This window comes from Lysinibacillus sp. BS3 (assembly GCF_039614735.1).
GTDB classification, from domain to species: domain Bacteria; phylum Bacillota; class Bacilli; order Bacillales_A; family Planococcaceae; genus Lysinibacillus; species Lysinibacillus capsici.
The window spans coordinates 3,863,320-3,879,410 of record NZ_CP154860.1; the positions used below are offsets into that span (position 1 = coordinate 3,863,320).

The 16,091-nt window shown below is 37.0% G+C and carries 13 protein-coding genes and 1 other annotated feature; of the genes, 5 read left to right on the plus strand and 8 right to left on the minus strand.

The annotated features are described in order from the left end of the window. The first annotated feature begins 1 nt into the window (after position 1). Both sulP and leuS read left to right on the plus strand, forming a co-directional pair. On the plus strand, positions 2-1,744 hold the full coding sequence (sulP, locus tag AAJG31_RS19230; protein WP_103118681.1) for a sulfate permease: 1,743 nt from the start codon (positions 2-4) through the stop codon (positions 1,742-1,744). A 65-nt stretch (positions 1,745-1,809) separates the two neighbouring features. Next, positions 1,810-2,020: a binding site (T-box leader), on the plus strand. Between the two features lie 87 nt (positions 2,021-2,107). Continuing rightward, on the plus strand, positions 2,108-4,525 hold the full coding sequence (gene leuS / locus AAJG31_RS19235) for a leucine--tRNA ligase (RefSeq protein WP_054549916.1): 2,418 nt from the start codon (positions 2,108-2,110) through the stop codon (positions 4,523-4,525). 135 nt (positions 4,526-4,660) lie between these two features. Here the strand turns inward: leuS and AAJG31_RS19240 are convergent, their stop codons facing one another. Next, positions 4,661-5,842 carry a nucleoside transporter C-terminal domain-containing protein gene (locus AAJG31_RS19240; protein WP_048391105.1) on the minus strand — a complete coding sequence of 394 codons (1,182 nt, stop codon included), beginning with the start codon at positions 5,840-5,842 and terminating at the stop codon, positions 4,661-4,663. A 349-nt stretch (positions 5,843-6,191) separates the two neighbouring features. Here AAJG31_RS19240 and AAJG31_RS19245 point away from each other — a divergent pair, with 349 nt between their 5' ends. Both AAJG31_RS19245 and AAJG31_RS19250 read left to right on the plus strand, forming a co-directional pair. Continuing rightward, positions 6,192-6,713: a sigma-70 family RNA polymerase sigma factor gene (locus AAJG31_RS19245; protein WP_048391107.1), complete on the plus strand. Its 522-nt coding sequence runs from the start codon at positions 6,192-6,194 to the stop codon at positions 6,711-6,713. Continuing rightward, positions 6,700-7,635, plus strand: a complete 936-nt coding sequence (locus AAJG31_RS19250) for a DUF4181 domain-containing protein (RefSeq protein ID WP_279495801.1) — start codon at positions 6,700-6,702, stop codon at positions 7,633-7,635. The genes AAJG31_RS19245 and AAJG31_RS19250 overlap by 14 nt, the downstream gene beginning before the upstream one ends. A gap of 35 nt (positions 7,636-7,670) precedes the next feature. Here the strand turns inward: AAJG31_RS19250 and AAJG31_RS19255 are convergent, their stop codons facing one another. From AAJG31_RS19255 to AAJG31_RS19285, 7 genes are read right to left on the minus strand one after another with little or no spacing between them, the layout of a single operon-like run. Next, positions 7,671-8,909, minus strand: a complete 1,239-nt coding sequence (locus AAJG31_RS19255) for a permease (protein ID WP_233732141.1) — start codon at positions 8,907-8,909, stop codon at positions 7,671-7,673. A gap of 22 nt (positions 8,910-8,931) precedes the next feature. Continuing rightward, positions 8,932-9,630, minus strand: a complete 699-nt coding sequence (locus tag AAJG31_RS19260) for a response regulator (protein WP_004226027.1) — start codon at positions 9,628-9,630, stop codon at positions 8,932-8,934. A gap of 38 nt (positions 9,631-9,668) precedes the next feature. After that, positions 9,669-10,421, minus strand: a complete 753-nt coding sequence (locus tag AAJG31_RS19265; RefSeq protein WP_048391114.1) for a histidine kinase — start codon at positions 10,419-10,421, stop codon at positions 9,669-9,671. Positions 10,422-10,458: 37 nt separating this feature from the next. Continuing rightward, the gene (locus AAJG31_RS19270) at positions 10,459-11,451 is read right to left on the minus strand and encodes a dipeptide ABC transporter ATP-binding protein (protein ID WP_048391115.1); all 993 of its coding nucleotides are present in this window, start codon (positions 11,449-11,451) and stop codon (positions 10,459-10,461) included. After that, positions 11,448-12,461 carry an ABC transporter ATP-binding protein gene (locus tag AAJG31_RS19275; protein ID WP_054549920.1) on the minus strand — a complete coding sequence of 338 codons (1,014 nt, stop codon included), beginning with the start codon at positions 12,459-12,461 and terminating at the stop codon, positions 11,448-11,450. Before AAJG31_RS19275 ends, AAJG31_RS19270 begins: the two co-directional genes overlap by 4 nt. A gap of 15 nt (positions 12,462-12,476) precedes the next feature. Then, positions 12,477-13,397: an ABC transporter permease gene (locus tag AAJG31_RS19280; RefSeq protein ID WP_279495795.1), complete on the minus strand. Its 921-nt coding sequence runs from the start codon at positions 13,395-13,397 to the stop codon at positions 12,477-12,479. A gap of 14 nt (positions 13,398-13,411) precedes the next feature. Beyond that, on the minus strand, positions 13,412-14,314 hold the full coding sequence (locus AAJG31_RS19285; RefSeq protein WP_048391122.1) for an ABC transporter permease: 903 nt from the start codon (positions 14,312-14,314) through the stop codon (positions 13,412-13,414). 182 nt (positions 14,315-14,496) lie between these two features. On the opposite strand from AAJG31_RS19285, the gene AAJG31_RS19290 reads away from it, so the two are divergent. After that, positions 14,497-16,056: a glutathione ABC transporter substrate-binding protein gene (locus tag AAJG31_RS19290; RefSeq protein ID WP_279495793.1), complete on the plus strand. Its 1,560-nt coding sequence runs from the start codon at positions 14,497-14,499 to the stop codon at positions 16,054-16,056. The last annotated feature ends 35 nt before the right edge of the window (positions 16,057-16,091 follow it).

The following is a 16,091-nucleotide window of genomic DNA, read 5'->3' on the forward strand; positions in this document are numbered from 1 at the left end:
TATGAAGTCACTGTTTACAGGACGCTTTGAAGGATATTCAGTTCAACATGTAAAGAAGGATTTATTGTCAGGGGTTATTGTGGGAATCGTTGCTATTCCACTTGCCATGTCCTTTGCCATAGCATCGGGTGTGAAACCTGAATATGGGATTTATACGGCTTGCATTGCAGGTATTCTTATTTCTCTCTTTGGAGGTTCTAAATATCAAATAGGTGGGCCTACGGGGGCGTTTGTGCCAATTCTATTGGGGATTGTTCTTACCTATGGCTATGAAGATTTATTACTTGCGGGTTTAATGGCAGGGGTATTGCTTTGTGTCATGGGCTTTTTTAAGTTAGGGACTTTAATTAAGTTTATTCCACGTCCTGTAACAGTTGGTTTTACAGCAGGGATAGCAGTGATTATTTTTACAGGTCAAATCGCTAACTTTCTAGGGCTCACAAATGTTAAAAGGCATGAATATTTTATCGCCAACATACAGGAAATCATTAAGCAGCTTGGTACGACAAATACGTATAGTATTCTTACTGCTGTCGTATGCTTGGCGACAATAATGATAACTCCAAAGTTTTTTCCAAAGGTTCCAGGAGCATTAGCGGGTATCGTTGTCTCTACACTTTTGGCAACTTTCTTCTTTTCAGGACAAGTTGCTACCATTGCAACGGCTTATGGGCAAATTCCTAATACATTACCTCATTTCGCCTTACCGAACATCACGCTCGAACGATTACAACAACTTATTGGCCCAGCGTTTGTCATTGCAATGCTAGGTGGTATTGAGTCTCTATTATCGGCAGTTGTGGCGGATGGGATGACAAATAGTAAGCATAACAGTAATCGTGAGTTAATTGGTCAGGGGATTGCTAATATTGTGACGCCTTTATTCGGTGGTATTCCAGCAACAGGCGCCATTGCACGCACAGCGACCAATATCAAAACAGGCGCAGTATCTCCTATGTCTGGTATCATTCATGGTGTGTTTGTTTTAATCACATTATTGTTATTAGCTCCATATGCATCTCATATTCCGTTAGCAAGCATGGCTCCGGTATTGATGGTCGTAGCTTGGAATATGAGTGAGCGACATCATTTTTCACATATCGCAAAATTAAAATCAGGCGACTCACTGGTATTATTGATTACCTTTTTATTAACGGTATTCACTAGTCTTACATTAGCAGTTGAGGTAGGGCTTGTGCTGGCTGTGCTATTATTTGCGAAACGCATGAGTGAAAAGCTTGTTGTTACAAAAGTACTTCCAGATCATTCAAATAAAAGTGAAAAGGTACAGCCACATGTAGTGCATCAGCAGCATGATTGCCCGCAAATTAGTATGTACACAATTGAAGGGCCGTTGTTTTTTGGTGCTGCACAAATGTTTGAACAAACGATTGAAAGTACTTTGCATCAGCAACCAAGAGTTTTGATATTACGGATGGGGAAAGTGCCCTTTATGGATTCTACTGGAGAAGCATATTTTAGTAATATCATTGAAAATTATACAGCACAGGGCGGTACTATTTTGGTAACGGGTGTGCAAGGAGATTTAAAGGATGCTCTTCAGCACAATGGACTTTACGATAAAATAGGCGCGCAGCATTTTTTTCAGCATACTGGAGAAGCGATTACAAAAGCTTTCCATTATTTAAACGTCAATCAATGTATTGGTTGTCAGCACTTTGCTTTTCATGAATGTCAGGATTTATCAAAGTCTAAGGAAGAAAAGGATTTAATTGTTCAGTAATGGGTAAGCTGTAAACAAAGGCTTGTGCTTTTCAATACTTTCCATTAGAATAAATGCAATATCATGTAAAGACTGTGATGAGGAATAGTAGATTTGTGGTTCTTTTTAGAGAGCTAGCGGTTGGTGGGAGCTAGTAAGAATGCAAGTTGAACTCGCCTTCTGAGTCTGCCCGCGTGAAACAGCGTGTGTCGTTTCTTCCGCGTTAAGGAAGCTTGAGCCGAGTGTAATCACTAATTTGGGTGGTACCGCGGGAGTACAAATTCTCTCGTCCCTTCTATAAGAAAGGGGCGAGTTTTTTTTATTTTTTAAATATTTTGTCAATTATGATGGAGAGCAGCACGATCAATCGAAGGAGGAAAAAAAATGAGTTTTAATCATGAACAAATTGAAAAAAAGTGGCAGCAATATTGGGCTGATAACAAAACATTTAAAACTGAAAATGAAACAGCGAAGCCTAAATTCTTTGCTTTAGATATGTTCCCTTATCCATCTGGCGCAGGACTACATGTAGGCCATCCAGAGGGATATACGGCAACTGATATTCTATCACGCTTTAAACGTATGCAAGGCTATAATGTACTTCATCCAATGGGCTGGGATGCTTTTGGTTTACCAGCTGAGCAATATGCACTTGATACAGGGAATGATCCAGCTGAATTTACAGCTAAAAATATTGCGACATTTAAACGTCAAATTCAAGAGCTAGGCTTCAGCTATGATTGGGATCGCGAAATTAACACAACTGATCCAGAGTATTATAAATGGACACAATGGATTTTTATCCAGCTTTATAAGAAAGGTTTAGCTTATGTGGATGAAGTAGCTGTTAACTGGTGTCCAGCACTTGGCACGGTATTAGCTAACGAAGAAGTAATTGATGGGAAATCAGAGCGTGGTGGTCATCCAGTAGAACGCAGACCAATGAAGCAGTGGATGCTTAAAATTACAGCCTATGCTGATCGTTTAATCGATGACTTAGAAGAAGTTGATTGGCCTGAATCTATTAAAGATATGCAACGCAATTGGATTGGCCGTTCAGAAGGGGCAGAAGTGACATTTGCCATTGACGGTTCAGATCAAAACTTCACAGTTTTCACAACACGTCCTGATACATTGTTTGGTGCTACATACTGTGTGCTTGCACCAGAGCATAAATTAGTGGAACAAATTACAACAGCTGACCAACGCCAAGCTGTTGAGGCTTATTTAGAGAAAGTTAAAATGAAATCTGACTTAGAGCGTACAGATTTAGCGAAAGAAAAAACAGGTGTATTTACAGGTGCTTATGCAGTGAATCCGATTAACGGTAAAAAAGTGCCGATTTGGATTGCTGACTATGTGTTAGTGTCTTATGGTACAGGTGCTATTATGGCGGTGCCAGCACATGATGAACGTGACTATGAATTCGCAACTGAATTTGGCTTAGACATCGTTCCTGTACTTGAAGGTGGAGACATTAGCAAAGAAGCATTTACAGGTGATGGTCAACATATTAACTCTGAATTCCTGAATGGCTTAAATAAAGCAGATGGCATTGCAAAAGCCATTGAATGGTTAGCGGAAAAAGGTGTAGGGGAGAAGAAAATTTCTTATCGTCTACGTGACTGGTTATTCTCCCGTCAGCGTTATTGGGGTGAACCAATTCCAATGATTCATTGGGAAGATGGCACGATTACGCCAGTTCCAGAATCAGAATTACCTTTAATGCTACCAAAAACAGATAATATCCGTCCATCAGGTACTGGTGAATCACCATTAGCAAATATTGAAGAATGGGTAAATGTTGTCGATCCAGAGACAGGTAAAAAAGGACGTCGTGAAACAAATACAATGCCGCAGTGGGCAGGTTCGAGCTGGTACTTCCTACGCTATATCGACCCTACAAATACAGAGGCGATTGCAGACCCAGAGTTACTAAAACGTTGGTTACCTGTTGATATTTATATTGGTGGTGCGGAGCATGCTGTATTACATTTACTATACGCTCGCTTCTGGCATAAAGTTCTCTATGATTTAGGCGTTGTCCATACAAAAGAGCCATTCCAAAAATTATTTAACCAGGGAATGATTCTAGGTGAAGGTAACGAGAAAATGTCTAAATCTAAGGGCAATGTTGTCAACCCAGATGAAATCATTACGTCACATGGTGCCGATACATTACGTTTATATGAAATGTTCATGGGCCCACTAGAGGCTTCTGTTGCATGGTCTACAAATGGTTTAGATGGAGCACGTCGCTTCTTAGACCGTATCTGGCGTCTATTTGTCAGTGAAGAAGATGGCGCAATTTCAGCAAAAATTCAAGTGTCTAACGATCAATCACTTGAAAAATCATACCACCAAACAGTGAAAAAAGTGACAGAGGATTATGAAGGCATCCGCTTTAACACAGCTATTTCACAAATGATGGTCTTTATTAATGATTGCTATAAAGCTGATGTGATTCCAACGACTTATGCTGAAGGCTTTGTGAAAATGCTAGCTCCAATCGCTCCACATATTGCAGAAGAACTATGGCAACTATTAGGACACGATTCAACTCTTTCATATGAGCAATGGCCAACATATGATGAAGCAAAGCTTGTGGATGATGAAGTAGAAATTGCTGTACAAGTTGCTGGTAAAGTTCGTGCTAAGATCGTCGTAGCAAAAGATGCTTCAAAAGAGGATATTGAAAAAGTAGCACTTGCTGATGAAAAGGTTCAAGAATACATGGCAGGAAAGAGCTTAGTGAAAATCATCGTTATTCCAGGCAAACTTGTCAATATTGTCGTAAAATAAAGAGATATAAAGTAAAAATGTACATTACTAAATTCAATTTTAGTAATGTACATTTTTTAATTTAGAGCTTAAGCAATAAAATAAGGACTGCACCCATCTAACTGAGTGCAGTTCAATAAATAGCTCCTGATACAATTAAATAATCAATCCCACAATAATAGCTGTTAGGATACTTACGAGTGTAGCACCGTACAACAACTTTAGTCCAAATCGAGCAACGACATTCCCTTGCCTTTCATTCAAACCTTTTACAGCTCCCGAAATAATCCCGATTGATGAAAAGTTGGCAAAAGATACGAGGAATACAGAAATAATACCTAATGTACGTTCACTCATGGACTCGGCAACATCGCCAAGGTTAATCATAGCAACAAATTCGTTTGTTACTAATTTGGTTGCCATAATACCGCCAGCAGCCACAGCATCTGCCCATGGGATACCCATTAGGAAAGCGATTGGCGCAAAGATATAGCCTAATATTTCTTGGAAAGATATACCGATAATCATATCGAATAATGAATTGATTAAATCCATTAATGCTACGAAACCAATAAGCATTGCCCCAACAATGATGGCTACTTTAAAGCCATCCATAATATATTCGCCAATCATTTGAAAGAACGCTTGCTTCTGTTCATCTTCAATTGTTAAGATATCTTCTTTTTCATCCACAGTATATGGATTAATGATGGAAACAATAATAAATCCACCAAACAGGTTTAATACAATGGCCGTAACAACATACTTTGGCTCAATCATCGTCATATAAGCTCCAACTACTGACATCGAAACAGTCGACATAGCAGAAGCGCATAATGTATACATACGTTGTGGTGCAATCTTATCTAATTGCTTTTTAACAGTTATGAACACTTCGGATTGGCCTACCATAGCAGAAGCAACAGCATTATAGGATTCCAATTTCCCCATGCCACTTACTTTACTTAAAAATAAACCTACCCATTTCATCAGAAAAGGAAGAATTTTAAAATGCTGCAAGATCCCAATCAGAACAGATATAAAGACGATCGGTAATAAAACTGTTAAAAAGAAGGGTGATTCGCCTTCATTTGCTAAGCCACCAAAAACAAATGATATACCTGCATTTGCATAGGACAATAAGTGATCAAACACTTTGGTGATTCCTTTGATTAGCACATAGCCGACCGTTGTATTAAGTAGTAAAGCTGCCAATAAAAATTGGATGATCAACATAATCACTATATATTTATATTTTATTTCTTTTTTGTTTTTACTCATTAATAAAGCTAAGGCAAAAACAAGTAACAATCCACAAAAGGATATTAAGTATCTCATAAGTTCCTCCATAAGTATCTGTGATATTTTGTCCTGATGTTCCAATTTCAGAAGAACAGCTAAAGATCTTAATTAGTCAGACGTCAGACAAACAATCTCACTATAACAGTTTTTTTGCTAGTTATTCAATAGATAAAAGAAAAAAAGTATGCAACATGGCATACAAATAAATTCACTCTTAAAAATGTAGGTTATTTCTTTAGGAGTTACTATTCATAAAAATACCCTCTTATTGTGTGAGGATTTTTTCTTTTTATGACCCTCATGTTAACGAAACTTTTCGATTTTTTTTGAAACCAACTAAGTTCGGATTACGACTATAGGGTGAATGTTTATAGGAGGTGTTTGGATGAGTGAGCATTTAGTGGCCATTATGGAAGAACACGGAGAATATTGCTTACGAGTGGCTTATCTTTATGTAAAGGATTGGGCGATGGCAGAAGAAATAGTCCAGGATGTCTTTTTTTCTTATTATCTGCAGCAGGATCGCTTTGAACAAAGAGCATCTCTAAAGACCTATTTAGTTAAAATAACTGTACATAAAAGTCATGATTATTTGCGAAGCTGGAAAAATAAACGCCATCAACTGTTGGAAAAATTGCATATTGGTACAAGTAAACGAACACCAGAAACGATGCTATTAGCACAGGATGAACGGACAACATTAACAAATGCTTTATTTGAGTTACCTATTACTTATAGAGAAGTCGTCATCCTTTATTATTATCAGGAATTAAAGGTTAGAGAAATTGCAGATATTCTTACATGTGCAGAAAATACAGTTAAAACCAGATTGCATCGAGCAAGAAAAATGTTACAGGAAAAATTAGCGAATAATAAGTGGGAGGTGTTAATGAATGACAACTTTTAAAGAGAAATTGGATCAAGAACTTGGCGAAGCACCACGATTTACGAAATCCTTACAGGAGGATATTTTACGGCAAGTGCGGCAAACAAAAAAGACAAGACGCTGGTCATATCCATTGATTATCATAGGCGCGATAGTTATGTTTCTATTGATAATAGAAATCGGTCCATTAGGGCAGATAGAGCAAACGCAACATGCTTCAATTGTTCAATTAGCACAGCAGCAATCAATAAAAAAATATACAATGATTTACAATTCGGATGAGGAGATCTTTAAGGCTGGAAGACCTGGGTGGGTCATTGGACAACGAGTAATGGAGCAAAGTTCAGAAAAAGTGTTATTACAACAACTATTACAGCAAGCTACAGTGACTCAAATGAATGAGCAAACTTTTTTTAGATTACAACGTGATGTCTGGGTAGAATTTAAAAAAGGTCAGGTTATGAAGCTGAAAATGTTCATAAACGACGAGGATATCGGAATTGTTGATTATGATAACAATTCATTTTATAAAGTAGAAAATAAAGATTTGGCCAAGGCTTATTTAGAGCTTATTCTCAATGATGATGCTAAATTTGAAATGTCAGGTTTAATCGTTATGCTAGTTATTTTTCTAGCTATCCAAATGCTTGGCGATAAACTAATGAGGAAAATGTTTAATATACCAAAGGAGTATGTCAATAGTCATCATAGACGTGCTGTTTGGGCTATTAAAATTTTGAATACCATGATGCTCATGGTGATCATAATTAAAGGGTGGATTTTATTTACTGTTATCATTGGAGGATATTTAGTTGTCAGCCTTTTGAGCTCTATTTTCATTGACTATTACTATGGTCGAGAGGAAAAAAGACATTATCTTTCCATTAGTTCGGCCATTGTTGGCTTGCTATCACTAATCCTATTTTTATTTTATATCAGTTAAATAACTTATAAACCTGAACCCGAATAATCTCGAGTTCAGGTATTTTTTTCTATCGTTTCAGTCTGAAGCATTAATTGATAAATACTCGAGATCATAAAGCTGGTAGCTAATCCGTAAAGCGTATTAAAGCTTAAACCAACACCAATGCCAATGATGATGGATAGCAGGATGACAAGCCAGCTATGCTTATGAATATGTCGATTCGTAAATAAAAGGATTAACACAAACGGTAGCATGGTAATGTGCAGAAAGGCAAAAGAATAAATAACACCTAAAATCGTTAAATCGATAGATAAGAAACAGGTGAATAAAATAATCATCAGGCCAATCAAATAGACATAATAGGGTCTTTTCGTCACAAAAAAACGTTTCGTTGCCCGCATGTCTACAAGCAAGGTTGTGACAATGGCTAATAGGACAATGACGAGAAAAGCAAATGTCAGAAAGCCTGGTTGTACTTCATATAAAAACGTAAAAATCAGTATTTGGAATTGGCCAAATGATCCGCTATATAGGGCAATCATTAAAATTGCCGTAAATGATAGCGTTAATAACGCTAAAATTACACCAGAGGAAAACAGACTGCTACGTACTTTTTTAGGTTTTATAAAGGCAATTAAATACCATGTTGATTTATCAAAAAATACTTGTCCTAAAACGGCTAGTTGAATAATGACATAGAACAGCAAAATTTCGCTATTTTTAAAATAAAATAAATAAGGGTGATATAAGCGAATACCCTCATATACTGTGCTTGCCCCATTTAGTACAAAGTAATAAATAGGGATAAAAATAAGTAATGAAAAAAGAGCAATAATAAATAAAATTTCCAACCATAGTATACTTTTCACTGACATGATGCGGTCAAGAAGTAAGATGCCGATTAAAAAGAAAAAAAGTGTAATAGGGACTGGAATATTTAACATAATTTCAGACAATACACTAATGCTTATTAATTGAATAAGCCAAAGTTCAATACCTGTTAACAAGTAAAATAGACGTATAACCTTTAAATTCATTCCAGACAATTTACGCTGTATGGTAAAGAGCAAAAAGCTTTGTGTATGCTGATTTTGTGTGTAATCGCTCTTATTCAGCAATGAGCCAAGTATGATAAACGAAATAGCTGTTGCTAATGTATAACAAATGCCCGCCATAAAACCAAAAGAAATAAGGGCTGAAGGAGAGGACAATAATAAATTACCATTAATCCATCTCGCTAAAAGAATAATGACTCCTGCTGCTGTGCTTAAACTTGCAAATGGAACAAGCAATGAAAACTTCCTTAGCATACTATTAAAGACCTTTACTCATTTTAGAGGATTTATATTGACGTGGTGATTGATTATATTTTTTCTTAAACGCAACACTAAAATAGTGCTGACTATTAAAACCACAGCTCTCAGCAATTGCAGACATACTTGTGTCTAGATTTTCATTGATTTTCTTTACAGCCATTTCTAGGCGATAATTATTAATATATTCATTAATGCCAATAGACTGCTCCTCCAAAAATTTACGACTTAAATAGCTCGGATTCAAATGAATTTTTTCAGCAATAATATTGAGACTCAGTTTTTCATAATAGTTTTCATGAATATAGGAAAGTGCGCTTTGAATCGCATCATGGTTAGAACTCCACACCTTATATTTTTCCACAATAGCATCTAATTCACTTGCAATGACTGGTTTTGTAAGATAATCCTTTACCCCGATACGCAATGCTTGTTGGGCATATTCAAAGGTTTGATAAGCTGTTACCATGATGATGTCTACCTCATAAAGCGCTTTTAATTCCTTGCTCAACGTGATTCCATCTTTCCCAGGCATTTGAATATCCAAAAAGGCGATAGTCATACGGTGCTTCTTAGCTAATTGCAGAGCTTGTGAGGCATCTTGGGCAGTATGGAAGGTCCAATTCGGAAAATGTGGCTTTAATAAATAAATCATTTGCTCAAGCTCTAATGGCTCATCATCTGCGATTAAAATATTCATGGCGAGATACTCCTTTCTCCTTCCAGTTGATAGAATGCCTAAGCGGGAACATGGATGGTAACAGTGTAATGCTGTTCATTGTTTTGAATCGAGAATAAAATATTTTCGAGCCCATAAATGAGCTCAAGCCGTTTTCTAATATTTTCGAGCCCATAACCTTGCTGCAGTTCGTCTACTACCTGTTCAGTAGTCATTTCTATTTTTTCTAAAGGCTGTGTATTTTTAATTTCAATTAATAAGCTATTATCCATTTTTTTGATTGTAATGGATAGCTCTGCAGGTCCTATATGTTTTTCAAAGCTATGTTTATAGGCATTTTCAATAATAGTCTGCAGAATAAAAGGTGGTATTTGGACGGATAGTGCTTCATCATCAACATATTTATTTACAGTCAAACGATGGCCAAATCGCAATTGTTGAATATTTAAATAACTATCGACAAATTGTATCTCGTTCTTTAACGCAATTAACACCTCATGATTATTGTATTTAAATTTAAAAAATGTTGCCAAAGCCTCAATGCCCGCAACCAAATCTTCCTTACGATTGATGCGAGCTAGGCTTAATAATGAATTTAATGCATTAAAAAAGAAATGTGGCTGTATTTGCTGATTCAACTGGAGAATATTTGCTCTTTGTAAATCCTGCTCAAGCTCTAAATTTCTTTTTTCCTCCTCAAGGCTATCGATTTGCTTTTCGAAAATAAATATAAAAGTAAGCAGAAAAGCTCCAATAATTGGAGCAATTACACATAGGAGAATATATATGTTGAAGGTTTCTGGTTGTAACATAATGACCTCTCCGTTTATTTTGTAAGTGTAAGATACATTAAACTAAATTTTCTGCGAAATGGCAAGCTACCTTATGTGTTGCAGTGATCGCTCGTAGTGCTGGCACTTCTGCTTTACATTTATCCGTTGCGAATGGGCAACGTGTGTGAAAGCTACAGCCAGTAGGGGGACTAAGAGGTGATGGTAGGTCACCTTTTAAAATAATACGCTCCTTACGATACTGCTTATCAATAACAGGTATAGAAGAAAACAGTGCTTTTGTATAAGGATGATGTGGCTGAGTAAAAAGGGAATGCTTATCAGCAATTTCTACGACCTTTCCAAGATACATCACCATAATTCGGTCTGAAATATGTCGAACAACACTTAAATCGTGTGAGATAAATAAAAAGGTTAAATCTAAATCTCTTTGTAGTTGTTTTAGTAAATTTAGTATTTGAGCTTGAATGGAAACATCTAGGGCAGAAACAGACTCATCACAAATAATAATTTTAGGATTAACAGCAAGGGCTCTGGCAATACCAATCCGCTGACGCTGACCACCCGAAAATTCATGTGGATAACGCTCTAAGTATTCAGGACGTAACCCAACAAGAGACATTAATTCAATCATGCGTGCTTCTTGATGCTCAGGTGGTACAATTTTTTGAATAGACATGGCCTCTGTTAACATTTTACGAATGGTTCTTCGTGGGTTAAGGGACGCATAGGGATCTTGGAAAATAATTTGAATGTCCTTGCGTGCAGCACGAAGCTCTTTTTTGTTCATATTCACTAAATTTTTACCGAATAATAATACCTCTCCAGCAGTAGGCTCATCTAATCTTAAAATAGAACGACCAGTAGTTGATTTTCCGCAGCCAGATTCTCCAACAATACTGAGCGTCTCACCAGGCATGATGTCGAAAGACACCCCATCCACAGCTTTTACAACCTGCTGTGGACCGAAGAGCTTTTCTTTTTTTAAGAAAAAATGCTGCTTTAAATCATTTACTTGTAATAGTGGTTGTGTATGTTGCGCTGTTGTCATACTGTCAGCTCCTTCATAAGTGTTTCTCCTTGCCATTCATTACTGTACATCCAGCATCTTACCTTTTTTCCTTGCTCAACAGTCAAAAGCTCAGGCTGTTGTTCACGACATAAATCTGTAGCAAATGGGCAACGTTCTGCATAACGGCAGCCAATTGGATAATTATAGGGACTTGGGACAGTTCCGTGAATAGTAGATAATTCTTCTTGGTCTTCATATAGCTTTGGTAATGATTGAATTAATCCATTTGTATAAGGGTGTAGCGGTTTTTCAAAAAGACTTTCTGTTGTGCCTTCTTCTACAACCTGTCCCGCATACATAACAGCAATCTTATCGCAGATTTCTGCTACAACACCAAGGTCATGGGTAATGAAGATAATGCTCATGCCTAGTTGTTTTTGCAGGTTTTGAATAATATCAATAATTTGAGCTTGAATAGTTACATCAAGGGCAGTTGTCGGTTCGTCAGCAATTAACACATCTGGTGTACACGCTAGTGCCATGGCAATCATAATGCGCTGTCGCATCCCACCACTTAACTGATAAGGCTCCTGCTTCGCTCTTTTTTCGGGTGCAGGAATCCCAACTAGGCGAATCATATCGACAGCCTTTTGCCATGCTTCTTTACGTGATAAGCCTTGGTGCAATCGAATGGATTCAGCAATTTGCTCTCCAACGGATAATACAGGATTTAAGCTTGTCATAGGCTCTTGGAAAATCATCGAAATTTTATTGCCCCGAATTTTACGTAGCTCTTCATCTGAGAGCTTCAATATGTCTGTATTATTTAATAAAATTTCGCCATTGATGATTTTACCAGGAGGCGATGGTACTAAACGAAGTAATGACAGGGAAGTCATGGATTTTCCACAACCAGATTCACCAACAATGCCCAGTGTTTCTCCTTTTTGAAGAGTAAATGATACCCCATCGACAGCTTTGGCAACCCCTTCACTCGAATAAAAATAGGTTTGTAAATTTTTTACTTCCAACACGGTTTCTTGTTTCATCCGTTTTTCCCCTCCTTAGTTTAAATCCATTCGTTTATTAAAGAATCGATACAATATGTCTACAAAAAGATTAATGAAAACAAATATTAATGAGGCAACAAGAACGCCACCTTGTACGACTGGTATATCACGTGTTCGAATGGCATCTACAATCATTCGTCCTAATCCGTTTACAGCGAAAACAGATTCAACTAAAACTGTTCCGCCAAGTAAACTACCAAACTGTAAGCCTACTACTGTAATAACTGGAATCAAGGCATTGCGTAATGCGTGCTTTAAAATGATGATGTATCCTTTTAAGCCTTTTGCTATCGCTGTTCGTATATAGTCTTGGTTTACAACCTCTAACATACTAGAGCGAGTCATACGAGCGACGATGGCAGCTCCACCAGCACCAAGTGTGACAGCTGGTAGAATAATATGTTTGGCACTATCCCAGCCTGCTACAGGAAGCCAGTGTAACTGTACAGAGAATACATACATTAATAAAATTCCTAACCAGAAGCTTGGAAGGGAAATCCCTAATAAAGCGACTACCATTAATCCTACATCCATCAAAGAATAAGGACGGATAGCGGAGATAATACCCGCAATAAGCCCCAGAACAATGGTGATTAAAATACTATAAAAGGCTAGCTCTATGGTAATCGGTAATCGGGAGGTAATTTCCTCGAATACTGGTTGATTATTTTTTAAAGAGTTACCCATATCTCCTTGTAGAAGATTTTTAATATAGTCTGTATATTGAACTGCTAATGGTTTATTGAGCCCTAAATTTTCACGTAATTCTGCAACCGTTTCTTGAGAAGCTCCTTCTCCTGCTAAAATAATCGCTGGGTCTCCGGGAATCATCTGCATAATTAGAAAAACAACAAGCGTTACACCAAGTGTTACTGGAATAATTTGAGCTAGTCGTTTTAAGATAAATAATGTCATGTGTCTTCTCTCCTTTAATTTTTCATTCTTGGGTCTAGCGCATCGCGTAAACCGTCACCAAATAAGTTAAAACCTAATACAAGTATAGAAATCATAATACCTGGGAATAGCGCCATATAAGGAGCGGTAAATAGGAAATCTCGTCCGTTAGAAAGCATGGCACCCCATTCAGGAGATGGTGGCTGAGCACCTAAACCTAAGAATGATAGTCCTGCTGCAGATAGAATAGCGGTTGCTAAGCGCATAGATGCTTGTACAATAATGGGTGATAAAATATTTGGAAAAATATGCTTAATTAAAATCGTCATATCATTTGCTCCAAGTGTTTTGACAGCATCGATATATTCTAATTTTTTAACCTCCATTGTTGAGCCACGTACAATACGAGCAAACATAGGAATAGAGAAAAAACCAACAGCAATTGTGACATTGATAAGGCTCGGCCCCAATGCACTAACAATCGCTAAAGCTAGCAAAATACCTGGGAACGCAAGCATGATATCTAAAATTCGACTAATAATAGAATCAACCCATCTGCCATAATAGCCAGCAATAAGACCTAAGAAAGTGCCAATTGTACCACCGAATAAAACAGCTGAAATACCAACACCAATTGATAAACGTGATCCATATAAAATTCGACTTAAAATATCTCGCCCTTTGTCATCCGTTCCCATTAGATGTTCAACGCTTGGTCCTTGTAATTTTTGATCTAATTGTACGTCGTAGGGATCGTAAGGGGCTAAAATGGGCCCGATAAGAAACATCAATATATATAGAAGAATGATGATGCCTCCTACGACAGCTGCTTTATTCTTTTTGATTTTGTTTAGGAAAGAAACAAGATTCTTTTTTCTAGATGCCTTGCGTGCATTTACTAAAACAGAATGATCAATAGTAGTTGTTACTTTATTCATATCGAATACTCCTTTTCTATTTGATTTGATTTCAATTTAGTGAAAAGCGTAAAGAATGTAAATATTTTATGGCTTATTAGTCAGAAAATTTAAAAAACACGTAAAAATTTTAAAAAACAAGTGAATTTTATTTCTTTATAATTCGAAATGTAAGGAACAAATCACACAAGGAGGAAATGTTGATGAAGAAAATGAAGTTGTTTTTATTCATGGCACTAATAACTGTACTTATTCTGCAAGCCTGCTCTACTGCTAGCAATAATAGTACAGAAGGTTCCAAAGAGGGATCAAAAAGCGTAGGAGGAGAATTAGTTGTTCTAAGAGCAGCAGATGCAACAAGTCTTGATCCTCACTTTATTACAGATATTCCATCAGCAAATATTATTCATGGCAAGGTATATGAAACACTTGTCGCTTTTGATAGAGATCGTAAAATTGTTCCATTACTTGCAAAAGAGTGGGAGCAAAAAGATGAAGTCACTTGGACATTTACATTAAATGAAGGCATTAAATTCCATGATGGAGCAGATTTTAATGCAGAGGCTGTAAAAGCGACATTTGACCGAATTCTAGATCCTGCAACTGGATCACCACAGCGTGATAAATTATCTATGATTAGTGAAGTAGTGGTAGATGATGAATATGTTGTAACGTTGAAATTAAAAGAACCATATGCTCCGCTTCTATCTATTTTAGCCAGTCAAGAGGGTAGCATGATGAGCCCGAAAGCGATTGATGAAGCAGCGGACGAATTAGCAACTCATCCAGTAGGGACAGGCCCATTTGTATTTGAAACTTGGAAATCTGGTCAAGAAATCACTTTAATTTCGAATAAAGATTATTGGGGGACTGTACCGAAAGTAGATAAAGTAACATTTAAAGTTGTACCAGAGGATTCTACTCGTCTAGCAATGATTGAAAGTGGAGAAGCACATATTGCTGAACAAGTACCTGTAACAGAGATTGATCGTATTGAAAATTCTTCAACGATGAATTTATTCCGTGCAGAAGGACTAGCAGTAGAATTTATCGGATTCAACGTGAAAGATACGTTATTATCTGATGTAAAAGTACGTCAAGCTATTAGCTATGCTGTTGACCGTGAAGCAATTATTAGCGGTATTTATGATAATGTAGGAACACTTGCAAATTCTGCAATGAGTCCAAAAATTATTGGATATTCTAGTGAAACGAAACCGTATGACTATGATGTAGTGAAGGCTAAAGAATTGTTAAAAGAAGCTGGCGTTCAAGAGGGAACAAAAGTTAAATTACTGACAAGTGACCGTAAAGAGCGTATCAACATGGCGGAGGTTATTCAATCTCAATTAAAAGGAATCGGATTAGATGTTGATATTCAAGTAATGGAGTATGGTGCCTTTATTTCTGAAATTACGAAAGAACAGCATCAAATCTTTATTAGTGGTTGGGGTAATGCAACGGGTGATGCTGATTATAACCAATACAATCTATTCCACACTGCATCTATGGGGCCTCCAGGAAACCATTTCTACTATTCAAATCCAGAAGTAGACAAGCTAATTGAGCAAGGGCGTTCTGAAGCAAACCAAGAGGCACGTAATGAAATCTACAAAAAAGCAATGCAAATCGAGTTAGACGAAGCTGTGTATATTCCAGTGCGTAACTATGAGCATTTAGCAGTTTACAGCAATGCTGTAAAAGGTTTCTGGTTAGATGCATCTAACTACACGATGATCAGTGGCGTTGAAATTGTAGAGTAATCAAATTTGGTGATAGACGAAAAAATACCAATTGG